This window comes from Promicromonospora sukumoe (genome assembly GCF_014137995.1).
In the GTDB taxonomy this organism is placed as follows: domain Bacteria; phylum Actinomycetota; class Actinomycetes; order Actinomycetales; family Cellulomonadaceae; genus Promicromonospora; species Promicromonospora sukumoe.
This window is the reverse complement of sequence record NZ_JACGWV010000001.1, coordinates 2,430,735-2,454,166: the sequence shown is the minus strand read 5'-3', so window position 1 is coordinate 2,454,166 and position 23,432 is coordinate 2,430,735. Positions and strand designations below refer to the sequence as shown.

At 73.0% G+C, this 23,432-nt stretch carries 22 protein-coding genes; 16 read left to right on the top strand and 6 right to left on the bottom strand.

Annotated elements, in window-relative coordinates; genetic code table 11:
* The first annotated feature begins 1 nt into the window (after position 1).
* Positions 2-829 carry a helix-turn-helix transcriptional regulator gene (locus FHX71_RS10835; RefSeq protein ID WP_182616105.1) on the top strand — a complete coding sequence of 276 codons (828 nt, stop codon included), beginning with the start codon at positions 2-4 and terminating at the stop codon, positions 827-829.
* A gap of 319 nt (positions 830-1,148) precedes the next feature.
* Here the strand turns inward: FHX71_RS10835 and FHX71_RS10830 are convergent, their stop codons facing one another.
* Positions 1,149-1,865 carry an alpha/beta fold hydrolase gene (locus FHX71_RS10830; RefSeq protein ID WP_182616102.1) on the bottom strand — a complete coding sequence of 239 codons (717 nt, stop codon included), beginning with the start codon at positions 1,863-1,865 and terminating at the stop codon, positions 1,149-1,151.
* Positions 1,862-2,893, bottom strand: a complete 1,032-nt coding sequence (locus tag FHX71_RS10825; RefSeq protein ID WP_182616100.1) for an alpha/beta hydrolase — start codon at positions 2,891-2,893, stop codon at positions 1,862-1,864. Before FHX71_RS10825 ends, FHX71_RS10830 begins: the two co-directional genes overlap by 4 nt.
* Positions 2,894-3,147: 254 nt before the next feature.
* Here FHX71_RS10825 and FHX71_RS10820 point away from each other — a divergent pair, with 254 nt between their 5' ends.
* Positions 3,148-3,849, top strand: coding sequence for a sigma-70 family RNA polymerase sigma factor (locus FHX71_RS10820; protein WP_312877007.1), 702 nt, complete (start codon positions 3,148-3,150; stop codon positions 3,847-3,849).
* 43 nt (positions 3,850-3,892) lie between these two features.
* Here the strand turns inward: FHX71_RS10820 and FHX71_RS10815 are convergent, their stop codons facing one another.
* Positions 3,893-4,720: an NPP1 family protein gene (locus FHX71_RS10815; RefSeq protein ID WP_246402509.1), complete on the bottom strand. Its 828-nt coding sequence runs from the start codon at positions 4,718-4,720 to the stop codon at positions 3,893-3,895.
* A gap of 337 nt (positions 4,721-5,057) precedes the next feature.
* On the opposite strand from FHX71_RS10815, the gene FHX71_RS10810 reads away from it, so the two are divergent.
* The 13 genes from FHX71_RS10810 to FHX71_RS10750 all read left to right on the top strand — a co-directional run bounded on the left by FHX71_RS10810 (position 5,058) and on the right by FHX71_RS10750 (position 17,831).
* Positions 5,058-6,020: an ABC transporter substrate-binding protein gene (locus tag FHX71_RS10810; RefSeq protein ID WP_182616095.1), complete on the top strand. Its 963-nt coding sequence runs from the start codon at positions 5,058-5,060 to the stop codon at positions 6,018-6,020.
* An 80-nt stretch (positions 6,021-6,100) separates the two neighbouring features.
* Entirely contained in the window at positions 6,101-6,868 is a 768-nt protein-coding gene (locus FHX71_RS10805; RefSeq protein WP_182616093.1) for an ABC transporter permease, read from the top strand.
* 161 nt (positions 6,869-7,029) lie between these two features.
* Positions 7,030-7,815: an ABC transporter permease gene (locus FHX71_RS10800; protein ID WP_312877006.1), complete on the top strand. Its 786-nt coding sequence runs from the start codon at positions 7,030-7,032 to the stop codon at positions 7,813-7,815.
* 1 nt (position 7,816) lies between these two features.
* The gene (locus FHX71_RS10795) at positions 7,817-8,794 is read left to right on the top strand and encodes an ABC transporter ATP-binding protein (protein ID WP_246402508.1); all 978 of its coding nucleotides are present in this window, start codon (positions 7,817-7,819) and stop codon (positions 8,792-8,794) included.
* The gene (locus tag FHX71_RS10790; RefSeq protein WP_220489636.1) at positions 8,787-9,629 is read left to right on the top strand and encodes an IclR family transcriptional regulator domain-containing protein; all 843 of its coding nucleotides are present in this window, start codon (positions 8,787-8,789) and stop codon (positions 9,627-9,629) included. Before FHX71_RS10795 ends, FHX71_RS10790 begins: the two co-directional genes overlap by 8 nt.
* A gap of 90 nt (positions 9,630-9,719) precedes the next feature.
* Entirely contained in the window at positions 9,720-11,087 is a 1,368-nt protein-coding gene (locus tag FHX71_RS10785; protein ID WP_312877005.1) for an FAD-dependent monooxygenase, read from the top strand.
* Positions 11,088-11,137: 50 nt separating this feature from the next.
* Positions 11,138-11,953: a protocatechuate 3,4-dioxygenase subunit beta gene (gene pcaH / locus FHX71_RS10780; protein ID WP_182616091.1), complete on the top strand. Its 816-nt coding sequence runs from the start codon at positions 11,138-11,140 to the stop codon at positions 11,951-11,953.
* Positions 11,946-12,776, top strand: a complete 831-nt coding sequence (locus FHX71_RS29230) for a dioxygenase family protein (protein ID WP_246402507.1) — start codon at positions 11,946-11,948, stop codon at positions 12,774-12,776. The genes pcaH and FHX71_RS29230 overlap by 8 nt, the downstream gene beginning before the upstream one ends.
* Positions 12,769-14,400: a lyase family protein gene (locus FHX71_RS10770; protein WP_182616089.1), complete on the top strand. Its 1,632-nt coding sequence runs from the start codon at positions 12,769-12,771 to the stop codon at positions 14,398-14,400. Before FHX71_RS29230 ends, FHX71_RS10770 begins: the two co-directional genes overlap by 8 nt.
* Entirely contained in the window at positions 14,397-15,377 is a 981-nt protein-coding gene (locus FHX71_RS10765) for an alpha/beta fold hydrolase (RefSeq protein WP_182616087.1), read from the top strand. Before FHX71_RS10770 ends, FHX71_RS10765 begins: the two co-directional genes overlap by 4 nt.
* A gap of 383 nt (positions 15,378-15,760) precedes the next feature.
* Positions 15,761-16,162, top strand: coding sequence for a 4-carboxymuconolactone decarboxylase (gene pcaC / locus FHX71_RS10760; protein WP_220489994.1), 402 nt, complete (start codon positions 15,761-15,763; stop codon positions 16,160-16,162).
* 144 nt (positions 16,163-16,306) lie between these two features.
* A complete protein-coding gene (locus FHX71_RS10755; protein ID WP_220489634.1) occupies positions 16,307-16,969 on the top strand; it encodes a sulfite oxidase-like oxidoreductase in 663 nt (220 codons plus the stop codon).
* Positions 16,962-17,831, top strand: a complete 870-nt coding sequence (locus FHX71_RS10750; protein WP_312877004.1) for a ferredoxin reductase — start codon at positions 16,962-16,964, stop codon at positions 17,829-17,831. Before FHX71_RS10755 ends, FHX71_RS10750 begins: the two co-directional genes overlap by 8 nt.
* A gap of 263 nt (positions 17,832-18,094) precedes the next feature.
* Here the strand turns inward: FHX71_RS10750 and FHX71_RS10745 are convergent, their stop codons facing one another.
* The 3 genes from FHX71_RS10745 to FHX71_RS10735 form a co-directional block, all read right to left on the bottom strand.
* Positions 18,095-19,687, bottom strand: a complete 1,593-nt coding sequence (locus tag FHX71_RS10745) for an HNH endonuclease signature motif containing protein (RefSeq protein ID WP_182616085.1) — start codon at positions 19,685-19,687, stop codon at positions 18,095-18,097.
* 239 nt (positions 19,688-19,926) lie between these two features.
* Positions 19,927-22,068 carry an MMPL family transporter gene (locus FHX71_RS10740; protein ID WP_182616083.1) on the bottom strand — a complete coding sequence of 714 codons (2,142 nt, stop codon included), beginning with the start codon at positions 22,066-22,068 and terminating at the stop codon, positions 19,927-19,929.
* A gap of 62 nt (positions 22,069-22,130) precedes the next feature.
* Positions 22,131-22,580, bottom strand: coding sequence for a pyrimidine dimer DNA glycosylase/endonuclease V (locus FHX71_RS10735; protein WP_182616081.1), 450 nt, complete (start codon positions 22,578-22,580; stop codon positions 22,131-22,133).
* A gap of 148 nt (positions 22,581-22,728) precedes the next feature.
* Here FHX71_RS10735 and FHX71_RS10730 point away from each other — a divergent pair, with 148 nt between their 5' ends.
* Positions 22,729-23,343, top strand: coding sequence for a MarR family winged helix-turn-helix transcriptional regulator (locus FHX71_RS10730; RefSeq protein WP_312877003.1), 615 nt, complete (start codon positions 22,729-22,731; stop codon positions 23,341-23,343).
* Positions 23,344-23,432 lie beyond the last annotated feature (89 nt).

The following is a 23,432-nucleotide window of genomic DNA, read 5'->3' as shown; positions in this document are numbered from 1 at the left end:
GATGGACCGCCAGCAGCTGGCCGACTTCCTGAGGACGCGCCGCGAGGCGCTCCAGCCGGAGGACGTGGGCCTGCCCCGCGGGCCGAGACGGCGCACGAGCGGGCTGCGGCGCGAGGAGGTCGCGGCGCTGAGCGGCGTCTCCGCCGACTACTACAGCCGCATCGAGCAGCAGCGTGGACCCGTGCCCTCGGAGCAGGTGCTGGCGGCCGTCGCGCACGGCATGCGCCTGAGCCTGCAGGAGCGCGACCGGCTCGTCGAGCTCGCGGGCCACCCCCTGCCTCGCCGGGTCGGGCGCGGCGACCACGTGAACGTCGGCATGATGCGCATCCTCGACGGCCTGGCGGACGCGCCCGCCCAGGTCGAGAACGTGCTCGGCGAGACCCTGCGGCAGACCCGCCTGGCGGTCGCGCTCCTCGGCGACGAGACGTCGTACACCGGGCCGGAGCGGGTGCGCGCCTACCGGTGGTTCACCGACGTGCACGCCCGCGACCGCGTCCCCGAGGAGGACCACGAGCGGCACGGGCGCACGCTCACGGCCCGGCTCGCAGCCCTCCAGGCGCAGACCGGACCGAGGTCCCCGGCCGGCGAGCTCGCCGCCCGGCTGCGCGGCCGCAGCACGGAGTTCGCCCGGATGTGGGACGAGCACCCCGTCGTCGGCCCGTACTGCGAGCCCAAGCGGCTGAACCACCCCGAGGTCGGCCTCGTCGAGCTGCACGGGCAGACCCTGCTCGACCCCGACCAGAACCAGGCCCTCACGGTCTTCACCGCGGTGCCCGGCACGGAGAGCTACGACCGCCTCCAGCTCCTCTCGGTCGTCGGCGCCCTCTGACGCCCGGCCGGGGGAGCGGCGTCGGGTGGGATGTGCGCGGAGCGAGGGTGCCGGGCCGGCTGAATTCTGATCGTCCTGGTACCGCGAAGTTCATCTGACCCGGACTGTCCGGCAGAGCCAGAAGGTCCGTGGCGCAGACGAACGAAGTAAGGCCCACCCGGCCACCCTCGTCCGGGCACCTCTTCCTCCGGAGGGCTTCTTCGACCGGGCACGCGCGCCGACGACGCCGGGCGGGAGCGGGTGCTCCCGTCCGGCGTCGCGGGTTCGTGCCGCCGCCTGCGCGGGGCTGTAGTGGCGCCCCTGCGGTGCCGGTGCGACCTCAGTCCGACGTGGCGCGGACCGCGGTGACGATCGTCTCGGCCACGGTGACCGGGTGCGAGACGGCGAGGGCGTGCGACGCCCCCGGCACCTCGGTCACGGCGCGGGCCCCGGCGCGCTCGGCCTGGAACCGGATCAGCTCCGCCGGGATGTTGCGGTCGGCGTCGCCGTACACGAACCACGACGGGATCGTGCGCCACGCCGGCTCGGCCGCCTGCAGGTCGTCGGTGAGGGCGGCCTCGGTGACCGGGCGCTGGGTGGCGGCCATGAGGGCGGCGAGGTCCGCGTCGACGTCGGCGGCGAACTGCTCGCCGAACACCTCCGGCCGGATCGCGAGCTCGTTGCCGCCGGTCGAGACCGGGTAGGCCTGCAGCGCCCCGCCGAGCGTGCTGCCGGGGAACTTACCGGACAGGGTCAGCGCGTTCTCCCCGGTGTCGGGCGTGAACGCCGCGACGTAGACGAGGCCCACGACCTTCGGGTTGCCGGCCGCGGCCTCGGTGATGACCATCCCGCCGTAGGAGTGGCCGGCCAGGACGACGGGACCGGGGATGGACGCGACGACGTCGCGCACGTACTGGGCGTCACCCGCGACGGACCGCAGCGGGTTGCCCACGGCGACGACCGGCACCAGCTGCTGCTGCAGGTGCCCGACGACGGCGTTCCAGCTCGACGACTCGGCGAACGCCCCGTGGACGAGGACGACGGTGGGTGTGGTCATGACTGCTCTCCCTTGCTCGGTACTGCTCGGTCTGTGGTGCCCAAGGCCTTGCGCAGCACGTGGACGGCCTGCTCCAGGGCGGCGGTGGTCGCGGCGGTGCCGCGCAGCGGGTTCAGCATCAGGAAGTCGTGGATCGTGCCGTTGTAGCGAACCGTCGTGGTCGGGACGCCGGCGGCCAGCAGGTTGCGGGCGTACGCCTCGCCCTCGTCCCGCAGCACGTCGTTCTCGTCGACGACGACGAACGCCTCGGGCAGGCCCGCGAGATCCTCGGCGGTCGCCCGCAGCGGGGACGCGGTGATCTCGCCGCGCCGCCCCAGGTCCGGCAGGTAGGCGTCCCAGAACCACGCCATCGCCTTGGCCGTCAGGTGCGGGCCGTCGGCGAACTCGCGGTAGCTGGCGGTGTCCTGCCCGGCGTCGGTCACCGGGTAGTACATGGACTGGTGGACGAAGGTGACGTCCCCGCGCTGCTTGGCCAGGATCGACAGCGCGGCGGTCATGTTGCCGCCCACGGAGTCCCCGACGACGGCGAGGCGCCCGGCGTCGAGCCCCTCGGCGGCGCCCTCGCGGACGATCCACCGCGCGGTGGCGTAGGCCTGCTCGATCGCCACGGGGTATTGCGCCTCGGGCGACCGGGTGTACTCCACGAAGACCACCGCGGCGCCGACGCCCACGGCAAGCTCGCGCACGAGCCGGTCGTGGGTACCCGCGTTGCCGAGGATCCAGCCGCCGCCGTGCACGTAGAGGATGGTCGGGAGCAGCGCCGCCGTCGGGCCGGACAGCAGGTCGGGCAGCAGACCCGACCCGCCGCCCGACGTGCCGACCGGCCTGACGATCCGCACCCGGACGTCGCCGACGTCGGCCGGCACGGTGATCCACTTCTCGTCGACGTCCGGCTTGTCCACCGGCGCCGCCTGGACGTCGTCCAGGAGCTTGCGGGCTCCCTCGACCCCGAGCTCGTAGAGCAACGGGGGTCTCGCGGTCGCGTCGGCGAACGCCTGGGCCGCCGGCTCGAGCACGTGCTCGCTCATGTCTGTCTCCTTGCTGCTCGATGCATGTGGATGGGCATCCCTGGAGTCCTCCGGTTCGGGTAGCGCAGGACAGGTGACCCGGGGCCGTGTTTTTATCGGCCTCACACGTACGACCGGTCGGGGGCGCCGGCTGTGACGGCCGTTCGTCCCCGAGGTAAGTCATGACCGCACCGCGCGCCCGTAGTCCCGGCCCTCCATCAGGGCAGCAAGAAGCACGGCAGGGACACGCAGAGCGGAGTGGCGCGAGCCTGGACGTGGCCGTCGCCGTCTTCACGGAGGTCCGCCCGCGACTGTTCGGCATCGGGTACCGCATGCTCGGCTCGGTCGTCGAGGCGGAGGACGTGCTGCAGGAGACATGGATCCGCTGGCACACCACGGACCGGTCCGTCGTCCGCAACCCGCACGCGTTCCTGACGACGACGACCACGCGGCTGGCCATCAACGTGCTGCGGAGCGCGCGCACCCGCTACGAGACGTGCGCGGGGCCGTGGCTCGCCGCGCAGGTGGACATGCACGGCACGAGCAGTCAAAACCCCGCGCTCGGCGTCGAGCAGGCGGAGGACCTGGAGGTGGCCGTGCTGGTGCTGCTCGAACGGCTCACGCCCACCGAGCGCGCCGCCTACGTGCTGCGCGAGGCGTTCGACTACGCCTACGCGGACATCGCGAACATCGTCCAGCTCTCGCAGGCGGCCGCGCGTCAGCTCGTGAGCCGGGCGCGCAAGCACATCGACTCGGGCCGGCGGAGCACCGTGTTCGCGGCTCAGCGGCGGGCGCTGCTGGAGGCGTTGGTCGCCGCGGCGAGGTCAGGCGACCTCGCGAGGCTGGAGCGGCTCTTCGCCGAGGACGCCGTCGGCCGCGCGGACAGTTTCAACCGGGCAGGCGTCGTCAGCCGGGCAGGCGGCGTCGGCCTGGCGGACGCCGCCGTCCGCCCGGCCGCGCGCGGCCTAGCCGTCTGACCTTGCCGTCTGACCTCGCCGTCGGACTGCGGGGCTTCGGGAGCTACGCCGCCGGGTCGAACGGGATGCCGGCCGGCTTCATCCGGTCCAGCCAGTAGGTGAAGTCGCCGTCGTCGATCTTGATGGTCGCCCCGCCGAAGTCGGCGGTCATCAGGCGGTCCCGCAGCGAGGTGCTGGGCCAGCCGTCCCAGCCCACGATCGGCGGGTAGCGCCAGGTGCCGTAGTGGTTCTCCGGCGGGTCGTCGTTGCCGTTGGCGAGCCGGAACAGGTGCGTGCTCGGACCGTCCTTGTGGTAGACGATCTTCGGGTGCGAGCCCTCGAACCGGACCTGTGAGCGGGGGTAGGTCGCGGAGCCGCTGTGCTCCGTGATCGAGACGTGCTCGACCTGGTTGCTCGCCTGCTCCACCCACACGACGACGTGCTCCCAGTCGTGCCGGTGGCTGCCGACCGCCACGGGACCGTCCATGGTCTGGTCCTTCTCGAAGTAGCTGGCGTACATCACCGCGCACCAGCCGTTGTTGCACTTCTCCCGCGCGTACGTCTGCGTGGCGTCCAGGTCCCACTGGTCGCGGCAGCTCCCGTTGACGGCGCCGCCGATCGCGAGGCCGGTCGCCAGCGTTCCGTCCGGGCCGATCGCGGACGTCGCGTAGCAGCCGTCGCCGTCGTAGTCGTAGGCGGGGGAGAAGGACTGCTCGTAGCCGCTCGCGTTCTGCGGCAGGTTGGGTGGCGGGTCGGCGTGGGCGGCGGTGGCCGGGGCGACGAGCGCGAGCAGCGTGGCGGCGACGGCCGCGGCGGTGCGGGCGGCGGCTGAGCGAGTGGCGGCTGAGCGAGTGGTGGAGCCGAGGGAGGTCGGACGGTCCGTGCGTTCCATGACGGGCCTCTCGTGAGTCCTGCTGATCCGGGCGCGTGGTCGAGGATGTCGAGCGGGTGAAATTCGGGGCAGATGGATCGTAGGGCGAGGGTCGGACGGCGGGCAATGAGGGTGATCGCTTACGTCCTCGCCGAGGTGTCCGGCTGCCAGGGCGGACACCGTTGACCCTGCCCCGCCGAGGTCGCTATGTTCTTTATGGGCACAACCGTTCGGATACCGAACACCCGAGCACCACACACAGCACCACGTTCAGCACCGCGTTCAAGGGAGAACCACAGTGCGACGTACTTTCTCTGCTGCCAGTTCCGCTGCCAGATCTGCTGCCGCCCCCGTTCTCGTGACGGCCGCGGCCGTCTTGCTCCTGGCCGCGTGCGGCGGCCCGTCCGCTCCCGGATCGGGTCCTGGATCGGGCGGCGGGGGCGGCGGGGACGACGGCGGGCTCACGCCCGTCACGGTCGGCGTCATCCCGATCGTCGACGTCGCCCCGATCTACCTCGGCGTCCAGGAGGGCTTCTTCGAGGACCAGGGGCTCGACGTCACGCTGGAGCTCGCCCAGGGCGGCGCCGCCGTGGTGCCCGCCGTCGTCGCCGGGGAGTACCAGTTCGGGTTCAGCAACGTGACGTCCCTGCTGGTCGCGTCGTCGCAGGGTCTGCCGCTCACTGCGGTCGCGCCCGGCAACTCCACGACGGGCGTGCCGGGCGAGGACTTCAGCGCCGTCGTCGTCCCGGAGGACTCCGACGTCCAGGACGCAGCCGACCTGGCCGGCCGGACCGTCGCCGTCAACACGCTGAACAACATCGGCGACACGACGATCCGCAAGGTCGTCGGCGACGCGGGCGGCGACCCGGCCGCCGTCGAGTTCGTCGAGATGGGGTTCCCGGACATGCCGGCCGCCGTCGCCGGGGGCCAGGTCGACGCCGCGTGGATCGTGGAGCCGCACCTGACCCGCGCGCTGCAGGACGGCGCCCGGGTGGTCGCGTCCAACTTCGCCGAGACCGACCCCGACCTGCTGATCGCGGCGTACTTCACGTCGGACCAGCAGATCGCCGCCGACCCCGGGACCGTCGAGGCCTTTACCGCCGCCATGGAGGAGTCGCTGACGTACGCGCAGGAGCACCCCGACGAGACCCGCGCCGTCCTGGACACCTACACGGAGATCGACCCGGCCGTGAAGGAGGCCATGGTCATGCCGCGGTTCCCGCCCGCGCTGGAGGCGTCGTCGTTCCAGGTGCTGGCCGACCTCGGCCTGGAGCAGGGCCTGTTCGACGAGGCCGTCGACGTCGACCAGCTCCTGCCGTGAGCCGTTCTCTCGGTCCTCTCCGTCGTCCTGGCACCAGCAGTGTGCTGAGCCGGAACCCGAGCCGGAGCGGGAGCCGTCCGGTGCCCGCCTGGGTGCTGGGCGCGGGCGGGGTCGCGACCCTGCTCGCGGTCGTCGAGCTCGTGCCGCGGCTGGGGCTCATGGACGCGCGGTACCTGCCGCCGACGTCGCAGATCCTGGCCGCCCTGACCGAACGCCTGGGCCGGCCCGAGTTCTGGACGGCGCTCGGGCAGACGCTGACCACGTGGGGCACCGGCCTGGTGATCTCGCTGGTCGCGGGCGTCGTGCTCGGCGTCGTCATCGGGTCGGTGCCGCTGCTGCGCGCCGTGACGGCGTCGACGATCGAGTTCCTGCGGCCCGTGCCGTCGGTCGCGCTGATCCCCGTCGCGATCCTGCTGTACGGCACCGGCATGGCCTCGACCCTGCTGCTCGTGGTGTACGCGAGCTTCTGGCAGGTGCTCGTGCAGGTGCTCGCCGGTGTGCAGGACGTCGACCCGGTCGCCTCCGACACGGCGCGCTCGTACCGCTTCTCGTCGCTGACCCGCGTCCGCACCCTCGTCTGGCCGACGACGCTGCCGTACGCGATGACCGGCCTGCGCCTGGCGGCGAGCGTCGCGCTGATCCTGACCGTGACCGGCGAGCTGCTGATCGGCACGCCCGGCATCGGCCGGCTGCTCGGGGTGGCGCAGTCCTCCGGGGCGGTCGCCTCCATGTACGCGTACGTGGTCGTCGCGGGACTGCTCGGCGTCGTCGTGAACCTCGTGGCCCGCGCGCTGGAGCGCCGCACCCTGTTCTGGCACCCGTCGGTCCGCGGGGAGAGCGCGCTGTGACGGGCCGGGTGACGGGCGGTGTTCGCAAGACGAGCGCTGGGTTGGCGACGGGCGCTGCATGGACGACGGAAGGTGTGTCGGCGACTGGTGCTGCGCGCGCGAGACCCGGCGAACGGCTCGGGCGCGAGGTGCGGTCGGGGCTGCCGTCCGCGCTGCGATCGGTGCTGCTAGTCGTCGGGCTGCCCGCCGTACTGCTCGCGGCGTGGTGGGTCCTGACCGCCTCCAGCACGTCGTACTTCAACCCGCCGCTGCGCACGATCGTCGGGACGTTCGGGGAGACGTGGTTCGAGGGCTCTGCTGGTCAGGGCTTCGCCGGGAGCCGCCTTGTGACCGACGTCGTGCCGAGCCTGCTGCGGCTGCTGGCCGGGTACGCCGTCGCGCTCGTCGTCGGCGTCGTGCTCGGAGTCGCGATCGGCTCCTCCCGCGCGCTGCGCGCGTTCGCGGAGCCCGTGCTGGAGTTCTTCCGCGCGATCCCGCCGCCCGTGCTCGTGCCGATCCTCATGCTGTTCCTCGGGATCGGGACCTCGATGAAGATCGTCGTGATCGCGACCGGCTGCCTCTGGCCGATCCTGCTGAACACTGTCGAGGGCGTGCGCGGCCTCGACCCCGTGCTGCGCGACACCGCGCGGGCCTACCGGCTGGGCCGCGTCGCGACGGTGCGGCACCTCGTGCTGCGGGGCGCGAGCCCGCAGATCGTGACCGGCGCCCGGCAGGCGCTGTCGATCGGGATCATCCTGATGGTGATCAGCGAGATGTTCGCGGCGAAGGACGGCCTCGGCTTCTCGATCGTGCAGTTCCAGCGCAGCTTCGCCATCCCGGAGATGTGGAGCGGGGTCATCCTGCTCGGCGTCGTCGGCGTGCTGCTGTCCCTCGTCTTCCGGGCCGTGACCGGCGCGGTCCTGCGCTGGTACCTCGGGTACCGGCAGTCCCAGCACGGAGGTGCGTGAGATGAGCAGAGCAGCAGGTTCAGCCGGTTCGGTGAGCCCGGGCGGTCCGGTGCCCGACGTCGTCGACCCCGCCGCCGTCGACCCGGCCGTCGATCACACCGGCGGGGCGCGGCTCGACGTGCGCGGCCTGCGCAAGGTGTACGGAGGCATCGCGCGGGGCGGCGTCGCGCGGGGCAGCAGCGGCGCCGGCAGCAGAGGCGGCGCGCCCGTCGAGGCCGTCGCCGACCTCACGTTCGAGGTCCGCCCGGGCGAGCTGGTCTGCGTCGTCGGACCCTCGGGCGCCGGCAAGACGACGCTGCTGCGCTGCCTGGCCGGCCTCCTGCCCCCGACGTCGGGCCAGGTGCTGCTCGGGGACACGCCGGTCACGGGGCCGCCCGCAGGCATGGCGGTGGTGCTCCAGGAGTACGGGCGGTCGCTGTTCCCGTGGCTGACCGTCGCCCGCAACGTGGAGCTGCCGCTGCGGGAGAAGGGCGTGGCGAAGCGGCGTCGGGCCGAGCTCGTGGAGGAGACGCTCGCGGCGGTCGGCCTGGCCGACGTCGCGGACGCCTACCCCTGGCAGCTCTCCGGCGGCATGCAGCAGCGGGTCGCGATCGCACGCGCCGTCGCCTACGAGCCGCAGGTGCTGCTCATGGACGAGCCGTTCGCCGCCGTCGACGCGCAGACCCGGTTCGAGCTGGAGGACCTGGTGCGCGCGCTGTGGCGGCGCCTCGGCATCACGGTCGTCTTCGTGACGCACGACATCGACGAGGCGATCTACCTCGGCGAACGGGTGCTCGTCCTGTCGGCGCGGCCCACGGTGCTGCTGGAGGACGTCGCCGTCGGCCTCGGGCCGGACCGCGACCAGCTCGGCACCCGCGGCGCGCCGGAGTTCGCCCGCCTGCGCACCCACGTGTACGAGCTGGTCCAGCAGGCGAAGCAGGGGGCGCGCACGCTCGACGCGGCGCGGCTCACCTCGGCGACGGGGGGACCGGATGCGTGAGGAGCCCGTGCCAGGTCGGCCCGGCGAGGCCGACGAGCCCGGCGTGCCCGACGACGGCGCCCGCTCGCCCGCGTTCGTGCAGTCGCTCGAACGAGGCCTCGCGGTGATCCGGGCGTTCGACGGCGACCGGCGCTCCCTCACCCTGAGCGACGTCGCCCGGGAGACGGGGCTGAGCCGGGCGTCGGCGCGGCGGTTCCTGCACACGCTCGTCGAGCTCGGGTACGTGGCGACCGACGGTCGCGAGTTCACGTTGCGGCCCGCCCTCCTGGAGCTCGGGTACGCATACCTCTCCAGCCTGACCCTGCCCGACCTCGCGACTCCGCACCTCGAGAAGCTCTCCGAGCAGGTCGGCGAGTCGTCGTCCGTGGCGGTGCTCGACGGCGCGGACATCGTCTACGTGGCCCGGGTCGCGACCCGGCGCATCATGAGCGCGTCGATCCGGGTCGGCACCCGGTTCCCGGCGTACGCGACGTCGATGGGCCGTGCGATCCTCGCCCACGCCGAGCCCGCCGCGCTCGACGCCTACCTGGTCACGGCCGCGCCGTCGGGCACGCTGCCGCCGCTGACCCCGCGGACCATCACCGACCCCGGGGAGCTGCGGGCCGCGCTCGCCGAGGTGCGCGAGCAGGGCTGGGCGCTCGTGGACCAGGAGCTCGAGGACGGGCTCCGGTCGGTCGCGGCGCCCCTGCACGACGGGACGGGCCACGTCGTCGCGGCGGTCAACGTCTCGGCGCCCGTCCGGCGCGGCGAGGTCCCGGAGCTGCTGCGGCACCTGCTGCCGCCGCTGCTCAAGGCGGCCGCCGCGATCGAGGCCGACCTGGCGCGGATGCGTTAGGTGGTGTGCGACCTGCTCGGACTGCCCCGCACTACCGACCGACCTGCTCGACTAGCTCGATCGACTGACCTGCTCGACCTGCTCGACCAGGTGACCGAATCCCGGGAGGACTTGTTGCCCGCACCACGAACACCCGAACGGACCCGGGTCGCGATCGTCGGCGGCGGCCCCGCCGGGCTGCTGCTCTCGCACCTGCTGCACGGCTCCGGCGTCGAGCACGTGGTGCTGGAGGCGCGCACCCGCGAGGAGATCGAGCACACCCACCGCGCCGGAATCCTGGAGGCCGGCGCGGTGCAGGCCCTGGTCGACGCCGGCCTCGACCGCGTGCTGCGCGACGGCTCCCGGCACGACGGCATCGTCCTGCGGTTCGACGGCGCCGACCACCGCATCGACCTGACCGGCCTCACCGGGCGCAGCGTGTGGCTCTACCCGCAGACCGACGTGTTCGTCGACCTGGCGAACCGGCGCGCGGCGGACGGCGCTGACGGCAGCGCTGGCGGCGGCGCGGACGGCGGTGTTGGCAGCTCTGGCACCGACACCGGGGGCAGGCCGGACGGCGAGGTCCGCTGGGGCTGCGCCGTCACCCACGTGCTCGACGGCGACACCGACCGGCCCGGCGTGCTCTGGACCGACCCCGACGGCGACACCCACGAGCTGCGGTGCGACGTGCTGATCGGCGCCGACGGCTCGCACTCGACCCTGCGGCACACGCTGCCCGAGGCGCAGCGCCGCACCTTCGTGCACGAGTACCCCTACGCGTGGTTCGGCGTGATCGTCGAGACGCCGCGGAGCGCGCCCGAGCTCGTCTACACGGCGTCCGAGCACGGGTTCGCCCTGATCAGCCAGCGCACCGACACGCACCAGCGCCTCTACTTCCAGTGCGACCCCGACGAGGACCCCGGCCGCTGGAGCGACGACCAGATCTGGGCCGAGCTGCAGCGCCGCGTCGCCGGGCCCGACGGCTTCCGGCTCGTCGAGGGCCCCGTCGAGGAGCGGTCGGTACTGCGCTTCCGCTCGTCCGTCGTCGAACCCGTGCGGCACGGCCGCATGCTGCTCGCCGGCGACGCCGCGCACACCGTCCCGCCCACCGGCGCCAAGGGGCTGAACCTCGCGCTCGCCGACGTCGTCGTGCTGCACGACGTGCTGCTGACCTGGCTCGCGAGCGCAGGCAGTGCAGGCAGCGCAGCCGGGACATCGCGGGGCGGGCGCCCGGGCCGGCGTCCGGACGACACCGTGCTCGACGAGTACGGCCGCCGCGTCGCCGAACGCGTGTGGCGCGCGCAGCACTTCTCCGCGTGGATGAGCGGCATGCTGCACTCCCACCCCGGCGAGACGGGCTTCGCGGCCCGACGGCGCCTGGCGGAGCTGCGCACGCTCACCGCCTCGGAGTCCGGCCGCCGGTACCTCGCGGAGGGGTACACCGGCTGGGGCCCGGTGCTCGGGGAGAAGGCTCCGTGAGCCGAGCGGGCGCTGCCGTGCACGACAAGGACGTCGAGAGGGAGACAAGGATGACCGAACCACACAGGGCACTCGCCAAGTCCGGGCCCGACGCCGCCGTCGACACCCAGGCGCAGCTCAGCGCCGAGATCGAGGCCGCGCACCGGGCGTACGACGAGGGCCTGGCGCAGGGCGCGCCGCGGGAGCACGGCCCGCGCCGGGACTGGCCGCCGTACCGCAGCTCGCTCCTGCGGCACCCGACCAAGGACCTGCACCACGCGGACCCGGAGACCATCGAGCTGTTCGCGCCCGTCTTCGGCGAGCGGGACATCGGCGCGCTGGAGGCCGACCTGACGGTGCAGCACGGTGGCGAGCCGATCGGTGAGCGGATCGTGGTGCGCGGCCGCGTCGTCGACGGCCAGGGGCGGCCCGTGCGACGTCAGCTCGTCGAGGTCTGGCAGGCCAACGCGGCGGGCCGCTACGTCCACAAGCGTGACCAGCACCCGGCGCCGGTCGACCCGAACTTCACCGGCGTCGGCCGCATGCTCACCGACGACGACGGCTGGTACCAGTTCCAGACCATCAAGCCCGGTCCCTACCCCTGGAAGAACCACTTCAACGCGTGGCGCCCGGCGCACATCCACTTCTCCCTGTTCGGGACCGAGCTCACCCAGCGCGTCGTCACACAGATGTACTTCCCCGGCGACCCGCTGTTCGCCCTCGACCCGATCTACCAGTCCATCCAGGACCCTCGGGCCCGCGAGCTGCTGATCGCGACCTACGACCACGACGTCTCGGAGCACGAGTGGGCGACCGGGTACCGGTGGGACATCGTGCTGTCGGGATCGCACCGCACCTGGACCGAGCCGGAGGACGGCGATGAGTGAGCCGACACCGGGGCAGACCGTCGGACCGTTCTTCGGCTACGCCCTGCCCTACGCGCGCGGCAACGAGCTGGTCGAGGCGGGGACGCCCGGAGCGGTGCGCCTGCACGGGACCGTGTACGACGGCGCGGGCGCGCCCGTCCCCGACGCCATGATCGAGGTCTGGCAGGCAGACCCGGCGGGGGCCGTCGTCGGCAGGTCCGGCTCCCTCCTGCGCGACGGAACCTTCACCGGCTGGGGCCGCGCCGAGACGGACCGCGAGGGCGGTTACTGGTTCCGCACCCTGACGCCGGGCGCCACGGAACCGGGCCGGGCGCCGTTCTTCGCGGTGACGGTCTTCGCCCGCGGCCTCCAGGACCGCCTGCACACCCGCGCGTACGTGCAGGCAGGCTCTGGACCTGCGGGAAGCTCTGAACCCGCGGGAGGCTCTGAACGAGGGAGAACACCAGAAGCAGCGGGAGCCTCCGAACCGAGCGGTGTCGGTCTGCCGGACGGGGCTGGCCCCGGAGGCGGCGACCCGCTGGCCGCCGACCTACTGACCGCCGACCCACTGACCGCGGAGCCGCTGCTCGCCTCGCTGGAACCCGGCCGAAGAGCCACCCTGGTCACAGTGCGCGAACCCGACGGGTCGCTGCGGTTCGACATCCGTCTCCAGGGCGGCCCGGAGGGCGAGGAGGAGACCGTGTTCCTCACGTACGACTCGGCGGCACACCGCGCTGCGCCAGGTCACACACCAGTTGCCACAGCAGGTGAAACGCCAGGTCACACGCCAGGTGGCGCAGCAGGTGACACGCCAGGTGACGCGGCGGGCGGCACGGATGCCTGACGTCGGCCTCCTGACGCCCGGCGCCGACCTCGCTCCGGGTTCTCCGACAGCCGTCACCGACGACGTGGCGGTGCTGCGGGCCATGCTCCGTGCCGAGGCGGCCTGGGTCCGGGTCGTCGTCCGGCATCGCGCTGCGGGTCCCGGCTCCGCCCCGAACCCGGCCCCGGACCCGGACGTGGACCCGGACTCGGATGCGGACACAGACCCGGGTGCGACTGCTGCCGAGATCGACGCCGTCGAGATCGACGCCGTCGTCGAACGCCTCGCCGGCGCGGACGACGACGCGCTGGCCCTCGCCACCCGGCTCGCCCACGCCGGCGCGGCCGGCGGGAACCCGGTGATCCCGCTGGTGGCCGCCCTCCGGGAGGCCGTGGGGCCGCGCCTCGCGCCGGTCGTGCACGCGGGCCTCACCTCGCAGGACGTGCTCGACACCGCGCTGGTCCTCGTGCTGCGCGACGCCGCGGACGGCGCCGTCGCCGATCTGGACCGCGCCGCTGAGGCGGCGGCCCGGCTGGCGACCGAGCATCGCGACCGACCCGCCCTCGCCCGCACGCTCGCGCAGGCGGCCGTGCCCACCACGCTCGGTGCCCGGTTCGCCGGATGGTTGCAGGGCATCCTCGCCGCGCGCGCGTTCCTGGCCGCGGTGTCCGACGCGCTCCCGCTCTCCTACGGCGGCGCGGCCGGCGAGCTGTCCGGTGTGCTTGAGGTGTCCGATATGGCTGGGCTGAGTGGCGCGACTCAGCCATCCGGTGGCGCCGGGCAGTCTGAGGGTGCCGGGCCGCTTGAGGGGTCTAGGCAGTCTGAGGGCGCTGGGCGGTCTGAGAGGGCCGAGCAGTCCGGGGGTGCTATACGCCCTGAGGATGTCGGGTGGGCCGAGAGGTCGGGGCCGTCTGAAAGTGCTCGGCTGTCCGAGGAAGCCGGGGTGAGCGGATCCGCCGACGGGTCAAGGTCCGCCGACGGCGCCGTGTCCGCCGACGGTCACGGCTCCGCGCGTCCCGCGTTCGACCTCGTCGAGGCCTGGGGCGCCGAGCTCGGGCTGCCGGTCGGACCGGCGCCGTGGCACGTCACGCGGACTCCCGTCGTCCGGGTTTCCTCGGCGCTCGCCGAGACCTGCGTGACGCTCGGCAAGGTCGCCAACGACGTGCTGCAGGCGGTCCGGCCGGGTGTCGACGAGCTGCGTGAGCCGGCCGCGCCGGGACGCGGGACGTCGTCGGCCATGGCGCACAAGCGCAACCCGGTGCTGTCGGTGCTGGTGCGGCGCTCGGCGATCGCCGCGCCGCACCTGGCGGCGCAGTTGCTCACGGCGGCGGCGCTCGCGGTCGACGAGCGGTCCGACGGCGCGTGGCACGCCGAGTGGCCCGCCCTGCAGCAGCTCGCCCGGCACGCGGTCGGGTCGGCCCACGCGGCGGCGGAGCTCCTGGAGGGTCTGGAGGTCGACGCCGAAGCCGTGGCCCGGAACCTGCATGAGGGCCTGCCCGACGCTGGACCGGTGCCCGACGTCGGACCTGCGCTCGACGTCGGGGCGGCGTCCGACGCCGAACCAGCACATGACGTCGGGGCGGCGTCCGCCGTCGTCGACCGGGTGCTGCGCCAGTACGCCGAACAGACGAGGCAGGACGCATGACCGCGCGACCCCGGCTGGGCGCCGTCGAGTTCGCGCTGCGCGACGCCACCCGCCCGCTCCTGGTGCTGGGGCCGTCCCTGGGCACATCGGTATCGGCGCTGTGGGGCGAAGCCGCCGAGCTGCTGGCCGGTGCTGTCCGGCCCGTCGAAGGAGCCGCAGCGGATGAGGGGGCTCCGGCCCGTGGCGGTGTGCCTGCTGGGTTCTCGGTGACAGGAGCCGCTGGCGCTACCGACGCTGCTGGCGCTATCGGCGCTGGTGTTGATGCTGCCGACGCAGGCGCTGCCCAGAGTGAATTCGACGTGATCGGCTGGGACCTGCCCGGCCACGGCACCGCGCCGACGCCGACCGCGGCCGAGCTCGACGGGCTGAGCATCGCCGACCTCGCGCGTGCCGTCCTCGACGTCGTGGAGCGCGCGCAGGCTCGGCGCGGGGACGTCGGCGCGCCGTTCTGGTACGCCGGGGTCTCGGTGGGCGGCGCGGTCGGCCAGCGGTTGCTGCTCGATGCGCCCGACCGGGTGCTGGGCGCGGCGCTGATCTGCACGGCGACCAGGTTCGGGGAGCCGTCGGGCTGGGCCGAGCGCGCCGACCTGGTACGCCGGGCGGGGACCCCCACCCAGGTCGAGGCGGCGGCACGGCGCTGGTTCGCGCCCGGGTTCCTCGACCGCGAACCGCAGGTGGCCCTGCGCCTGCTCGGCAGCCTGCAGACCGCCGACCGGTTCGGTTACGCCGCCGTTTGTGGTGCCGTGGGCGCCCACGACCTGCGGGGCCGACTCGGCTCGGTCGCCGTGCCCGTCGTCGCGGTCGCGGGCAGCACGGACCCCGCCACCCCTCCCGCGAAACTGGAGGAGATCGCCGACGCCGTCCCCGGCGCACGGCTCGTGGTGGTCGACGGCGCAGCACATCTCGCACCCGCCGAGCGGCCGCAGGCCGTGGCCGACCTGGTGCGCGACCTCGTCATGGGAAGGGTGACAGCGTGACCGACAGCAGCGAGGTCCAGAACAGTGGCGCGGCGTCGGACGGCGACGATCCGGCGTCGAACAGCGACCCGGCGTCGAACGGCGGCGAGGCCCTGGAGGAGCGGGCGACGCTGGAGAGCGACGAGACAGTGGACGCGGGCGAGGCGCTGGACACCGACGTGACGTCGACCAGCAACGCGACGTCGAGCAGCGGCGGGACAATCAACAGCCGCGGGACAACCAACAGCGGCGGGGCATCCGCCAGTGACGACCCTGTGTCGGACCGCGGCCCGGCGTCGAACGCGAGCGAGCCGCCGGGCAGCGGCGAGTCCGCGCGTGGGAGCAGCGAGCCGCACAGCGGCGACGCCCGGAGTCGCGCGGTCTCGCTCGGCAGCATCGGGCCGCTGAGCCGCAGGCCCGAGCGCGGGGACGACGTGCGCCGGCACGACGGCGCCGCCGTCCGCCGCCAGGTGCTGGGGGACAGGCACGTGGACAGCGCGATCGTGGGCACGACGTCGTTCACCGCCGACTTCCAGGACCTCATCACGCGCTATGCGTGGGGCGAGATCTGGACGCGCCCCGGCCTCGACCGGCGAAGCCGCTCGATGATCACGCTGACCGCACTCGTCGCGGGCGGGCACTGGGACGAGCTCGCGATGCACGTCCGGGCCGCCGTCCGCAACGGGCTGAGCGTCGACGAGATCAAGGAGGTGCTGCTCCAGACGGCGATCTACTGCTCGGTGCCGAGCGCCAACCGCGCGTTCAAGATCGCCCAGGACACGCTGCACGAGGAGGGGCTCGCCTAAGCCGGGCTGTGTTCGAGCCCGAGCCCGAGCCCGAGTCTGAATCCAAGTCCGAGTCAGGGTCTGAATCGGAGTCCGGATGCGCTCGCGGGTGATGTCGCCCGGTCCGTGGATGACGTCGCGCCCGTCGTCGCACTACCTTGAGGCATGACCAGCACGACCCCGCCCGCAGCGGGCGGCCCCGACCCCGTCGGACTCGACCACGGCCTCGGCGCCACACTCACCCCGGGCTTCCAGGGACGGGCTCGGCCCGAGGGCGTGACCCTCCCTCCCGGCCAGTACGAGGAGCAGGGCTTCCCGGTTCTCTCGGCCGGCCCGACGCCGAACATCGACAGCTCGCGGTGGAGCTTCACCGTCACCGACGAGTCCGGCGCTGCGAAGACCTGGACGTGGGCGGACCTGATGGCGCTCCCGCAGGACAAGCCGACCGTCGACATCCACTGCGTCACGCGCTGGTCCAAGTTCGGTACGCGGTGGCGCGGCGTCTCCCTCGACGTGCTGCTCGCCGACGTCCAGTCCACCGCCGACTTCGCGATGGTCGGCTCGTACGGCGGGTACACGACCAACCTCCCGGTCGCCGACCTGCTGGGCGGCAAGGCGTGGATCGCGCACACGTACGACGGCAAGCCGCTGCATCCCGAGCACGGCGGCCCTGCCCGGCTGCTCGTGCCGCACCTGTACTTCTGGAAGTCGGCCAAGTGGGTACGCTCGCTCACCCTCATGCCGACGGACCGGCCCGGCTTCTGGGAGAAGCTCGGCTACCACGACCTCGGCGACCCGTGGCGCGAGCAGAGGTACCAGGGTGACTGAGGCACGTCGATCGGCCACCACGCCAGAGGCCTCTGAGGCGACGGGGGTCGTCGAGCTGACCGGGGCGACCGGCGCAGCGGAGCCGCAGGGCGCGCGGCTCGGCGAGCGTTACGCCGTCCCGTCGGGTTGGCAGGTCGCCACGCTCGTCGGACGGCGCACCGAGAGCCCTTCGGCCGAGACCCTCGTGCTCGACGTCGCGGCGTGGCCGGGGCACCAGGCCGGGCAGCACCTCGACCTGCGCCTGACGGCCCCCGACGGTTACACCGCCGAGCGGTCCTACTCGATCGCGAGCGGCCCGACGCCGTCGGGCGCCGGCCGCGTCGAGGTCACGGTCCAGCGCGTCCGGGACGGCGAGGTGTCGCCCTACCTCGTCGACGACTTCCCGGTCGGATCGGCGATCGAGGTACGGGGGCCGATCGGCGGCTGGTTCGTCTGGGACCCGGCGCGGCACGCGGGCACGCCCGTGCTGCTCCTGGCCGGCGGCTCGGGTCTGGTCCCGGTGATGTCGATGGTCCGCGCCCGCCGCGCCGCCGGGGACCGCACGCCGTTCCGCCTGATCTACTCCGTGCGCACGCCGGACGACCGGCTCTACACCGACGAGCTGGACGCGCTCGCAGCCCGCGGCGACGGCTTCGAGGCCAGCACGATCTACACCCGCGCGGTCTCGCTGACGGCGCTGCGCGGCCCGCGCCGGCTGACGTCGTCCGAGGTCGCCTCGTGGGGCTGGCCGCCCGAGCTGGAACCGCGGGTGTACGTGTGCGGCCCGACGGGGTTCGTCGAGGCGGTCGCACGCATGCTCGTCGCCCAGGGGCACGACCCGGCCCGCGTCCGGACGGAGCGATTCGGCCCCGCCGGGGACTGAGGGGCGGATCGTGTAGAGGGCTGTTCGGCCAGTCCGGTGCAGGCCGGAACGGGCGGTGTGCGCCGGAGTGGCCGGGTGCTTCCTGCAGGTGGCGCTCAGATCGTCGCGTTTCCGGTGGGCGGCCCGTGGACAAGGGCGGGCGTGCCCGACCTTGGACCTGCGTGCGCCGTCGCGCCGTGTCTGCATGGCCCTGCCCTTCCCTCGTTCGTCGCGAGCTCCGGCTGCTCGCCCATCGGTCGATTCCCCCTCGTCACACGGTCTCGTCATGCGGTGCCCGTGCGGGTCGGGGGAGTGACGTGCCCGTTCGGGTGCGTGAAGTGCCAGCCGTCGTCGTAGTGCATGGCGATGTTCTGTGTGTCGACGAGATCGTGGTGGTGGAAGCAGAGCAGTGCCGCGTTGGCGGTCGAGGTCTCGCCGCCGTGCGCCCAGTGGCGCAGGGCATGGTGGACCTCGCAGCGGGCGGGCGGTTGGTCGCACTGACCGTAGACACACCGTTGGTCGCGGGCGATGACCGCTCTGCGCAGCTGCCCGGTGACGGTCCGCTTGCTGCGCCCGACGTCCAGGATCTGCGAGTCGGGCCCGAACACGATGCGCGTGACCTCGCTGTCGCAGGCGATGCGCCGCAGCACGGACGCGGGGACCGGGGTGCTCGTCTCGGTGAACACCGCCGGGCGCTTGATGTCGGGGACGCCGTCCGTGCTGGTCGACCCGGCACCTGCACCAGTGCCTGCGTCGGTGCCTGCGACCGCGCCGAAAAGGCCAGGTCCAGGAACAACGGGGTGAACGGGGTCGGCAACACCAGTCGCAGGCGGCCTCGCCCTGGTCCAGGTGGTTGGTGCCGAGCCGCTCCCGGGCCGGGTTGCCGTGCTCTTGGCTGCGAGGGCCTGGAGCTCTGTCCGGGAGACCGTCACGCTGAGGTGCGGGCGGACCGACGCACCGGTGCCGGTGTGACCGTGGTCGAGCACGATGCTGCTGAGGTCCGCGAGTGCCTGGCCGCGGCGCTGGCCGGGCGTGCGGTCGTCGTCGGCGGCGGGCGCGCCCATGATCGAGCCGATCGCCGCGGTCAGGGTCTGCCCGTGCTCCTCCGTGAGGAATCCGCTGAGGTGGTAACCGCCGATGGTGGGCGCCACGTCGAGGTACTCGCGCTGCCGAGCCTTCGTGTAGCCGCGCTCGTCGGCCTCCGGGTCGGCGTGGCGGGCGAAGTAGCGCACCAGACCGCGGAACCGGTCGGGACCGTTCTGCTCCGACCAGTCCAGGAGCTGCTCCTCCCAGGTAGGGGCGCCGGGGGCCGCGGTGTCGCCCGCTCCGTCGCCCATCTCCTCGACGGGCGTGGAAGACACTGGCTCCTCGACCTGGTCACCACCGTCAGGGACGTCAACGGGCTCGATGGTCGCCACGTCGACGGCGGGGGCGGCCAGTGCGTCGGTACGGACGGTGCTGGTGGTGGCGACGTCGACCAGGGCCCGGATCTTGTCGGTGCCGACCCGGCCGGCCAGGGCCGCGAGCAGCGTGGCGGGCAGATGGTCGCGGAGCGCCTTGGCGGTCCGGACGTCACGCCGCGCCGTCTGGGTCCGGGTGTCCTCGGCACGGGCCAGCCAGACGGCGAAGCTCCGGGCACCCGTCTGTGCCCAGAGACCGGCGGCCTCGATCCGCGGCAGGATCGACCAGCGCACGGCGTTCATCCGGGTGCCCGCCACCCGCAGGTGCGCCGACGCCGCCACGAGACGCGCAGTGGTCAGGGGCCCGTGACCGTTGTCCGGCCCCAGGCTCCCGGCCAGCTCGTCCAGGAGTCCGTCGAGATCTGCCAGGACCTCCTCCACGGGGCGCGAGGCACCTGATCGCTCATCCGCAGCCATGCTTCCCACCGCCTCTCGTGCACCGGAATGTCGTCGCCGGGCACCAGTGCGGCCCTCGGCGTTGACCCGATACTATCGAACAGGCGTGCGCAAGGTTGGTCAGAAGAAAGATCTGTGGATAACTTTTCGCAGGCCGTGTGACGGGTACCGTGGAGCGCATGGAAACCGAAAAGCCGGCCGGTCCACGAGGACCGGCCGGCTCGTCAGCCGCCGTCAGCAGGCGATCGACAGCAAGCCGCCTACCTCTCACCCCGCCCCAGCTTCGACGGCCACCAGACCTTGCGGCCGATGTCGTAGGCGAGCGCCGGGACCAGCAGCGAGCGGACCGCGAACGTGTCGAGCAGCACGCCGAACGCCACGATGAACGCGAGCTGCGCCAGGAACAGCACCGGGATCACCGCCAGGGCCGTGAAGGTCGCCGCCAGCACCAGTCCCGCCGACGTGATGATGCCGCCCGTCAGCCGCAGCCCGCGCAGCACGCCCTCACGGGTGCCGTGCACGAGCGACTCCTCCCGGACGCGGGTCATCAGGAAGATGTTGTAGTCGATCCCGAGTGCCACCAGGAACACGAACCCGAACAGCGGGACCGCCGGGTCGGCGCCGGGGAACCCGAACACGCCGTCGAAGACCAGCGCGGACACGCCCATCGCGGTACCGAAGGACAGCACGGTGGTCAGGATGAGCAGCACGGGGGCCAGGATCGACCGCAGCAGCAGCATGAGGATCAGCAGGATCACCACGAGCACGATCGGCACGATGACCGTGCGGTCGCGGATCGACGCCTCGTTCGTGTCAAGGTCCGTGGCCGATTCGCCGCCGACCAGGGCAGCGGGCAGCTCGTCGGCGTAGGCGGAACGCAGGTCGCGCACCGTCTGCTCCGCCGCCAGGGAGTCCGCGGCGTCGCCGAGCGTGCCCTGGAGCAGCACCGCGCCGTCGGACACCACGGGTTCCGGGGCGGGCGAGCCGGGCGGGCCGAACGGCTGGACGCCGTCCGCGGTCACGGGTGCGGTCGCGCTCGCGGTGTCGGCCGAGATCGCGACGCCCTCGATGCCGTCGTCCGCCAGCAGCACGTCGGCGGCGCGCTGCAAGTCCTCCTGCGGCGCGATCACGTAGACCGGGCTGCCGGAGCCGGCCGGGAAGTGTTCCGCGAGCCGTTCCTGCCCGTCGCGGGCCTCCGAGGAGCCCAGGACGAGCTCCGACTGCGGCACGCCGGAGGCCTGGAGCTGGGTGATCCCGATGCAACCGAGGGCGAGCACGGCCGCCGTCGTGATCCAGATGGCGCGCGGCCTGGCGCGGATGGCGCGCGAGACGCGCCCCCACAGGCCGGTCTCCAGGGCACCGGACTGTGCGGCGTCCGGGTCGTAGACGGGACGGCGCGGCCAGAACGCCGCACGGCCGAACGCCAGCAGGAGGGCCGGCAGCAGGGTGAGCGCGGCGAGCATCGAGAACGCGATGCCGACGGCGGCGACCGGGCCGAGCGTGCTGTTGGACCGCAGCTCGCTGAACAGGAGGCAGAGCAGGCCGGCGATGACGGTACCGCCCGACGCCAGGATGGGCTCGAACGAGCCGCGCAGCGCGCGCAGGGTCGCGGTCCACTTGTCCGGCGTGTGCAGCAGTTCCTCGCGGAACCGCGCCACGTACAGCAGGGCGTAGTCCGTCGCGGCGCCGATCACCAGGATGAAGAGGATGCCCTGGGTCTGCCCGCTGAGCAGCAGCACCCCGGAGTTCGCCAGGTGCCAGACCGTCAGCAGCGCGACGCACAGCGCGAACATGCTGGTGGCGAGCACTGCCAGCGGCAGCAGCAGCGACCGGTAGACGATGATCAGGATGACCAGCACCGCGGCCAGCGCCACGCCGAGCAGCAGACCGTCGATGCCGGCGAACGCCTTGACCAGGTCGCTGGAGAAGCCGGCGGGGCCGGTCACGTACAGCTCGACCCCCTCGGGCAGGTCCGCCGCCAGGGTCTCGCGCAGCTCGGCGGTCGCCTCGCCCACGTCGGCGTCGCCGGACAGGGGCACGAACGCCTGGGCGGCCAGGCCGTCGTCCGACGGGATGGCGGGAGAGACGTCGCCGTCCACCACGTCCAGGCCGCCGACGGCGGTCAGCCCGTCGCCGATCGTGGTGAGCTGGTCGTCGGTGAGCTCGTCGGGCGAGACGAAGACGACCAGGGCGGGGATCGCGTCGCCCTCGGTGAAGCCCGAGAGCCGTTCCTGCACCTCGGTCGCCTCGGCGGTCTCGGGCAGGTAGGCGGTGCGGTCGTTGGAGGAGACCTCGTCGATCCGGCCGAAGTAGGGGCCGCCGACGGAGGCGCCCACCAGCCAGACGAGGATCAGCACGGCGGGCAGCGTCACCCGGAGCCAGCGCGGTACACGGGAGGTCATCGTCGAGGAGCCTGTCCTGGTAGGGGAACTGGTAGGGGGAGGAGTGGTGGAGGGCGGTGTGCTCACGAGGTGACCCGCTCCCAGCTCGCCACGGCGCCGGGGACGACGACGAACAGCGGGTGGGCGGCGGGCGTCCCGGCCGTGGCGACCTGGGCGCGGTGCCCGGGCGAGCGGACGGCGAGCTTGCGCAGCAGGTGCTGCCGCTCGAGCTCGAGCTGCCCGGAGGTCACGACGATGCGGGTCGCCTCGCGCGTGGCCTGGTCGAGCGGTCGTGCGATCCGTTCCGCGTCGAACTGGTAGCCGCGTTGTGTCGCCTCGTCCCGCACACCGTGCAGGTAGCTCGAGATGGCGGTGACGGGCTCCGGGTGCGCGTGGAAGCGTTCGAGCTGGGGGTGTGCGGTGTATCCCGCGGTGTGGCCGAACAGCACGGCCTGCGCCAGTAGCGCCTCGCGCCAGCAGGCGACGAGCCCCTGCCGGTCGAGCAGCGCGGGATCGAGCGACCAGAGCCTCATGGGCGTCGTCGGCTCCTTCATATCGTTAAGGGTTCCTGCAACAGGGGCGCCTGGCGTGCGACGCGATTTCGACCAGAGGGTCCCAAAAATCGCTAGCCAGGCTATATTCAAGTGTATGACGCATTATCCAGCGAGGTAAAATCCGACCGTGGAGCCTGAAGCTGTGTCGGACATCGAGCCCGAACCGTCGATGCTGGACCCGCGCGTCATGGACCCCGACGAGGAGATCGTGCGCAGAGCCGGCATGGACGACCAGGACGTGGACCAGGTCGTCCGCGTCCTGGAAGCGCTGCGCGGCTGGCGCGAGACCGAGCGTCGGATGAGCGAGGCGTCGCGCCGCTACATGAAGCTCGGCGACACCGACATGCGCGCGCTGCGCTACATCATCGCCATGCAGAACCACGGACGCGTCGTGACGCCGGGCGCCATCGCGGAGCACCTGGGCATCACGACGGCATCGACCACCAAGCTGATCGACCGCCTCGCCGCGGGCGGGCACGTGAACCGGCTCCCGCACCCGAGCGACCGGCGCAGCCTCGCGATCGAGGTGACGCCGGAGACGCGGCGGGCGGCCCGCGAGACCGTCGGGCGCAGCCACGCGCGCCGGTTCGACGCCGCGGCCCGGCTGACGCCGCCGGAGCGGGAGATCGTCGCCCGGTTCCTCGACGACCTGGCGAACACGGACCGCGAGCCCGAGGGCGACCCGGCCGCGTACACGCGCACGGGCGACGAGGTCACGGCGGAACTCCTCGACCGGGACTGACCGGACTGATCTGGAAACTGATCTGGACGGATCTGGACTGACCCCCGGCCGAGCCGTCGTCACACGGAAGTGAGCCCGACCGAGGCCGA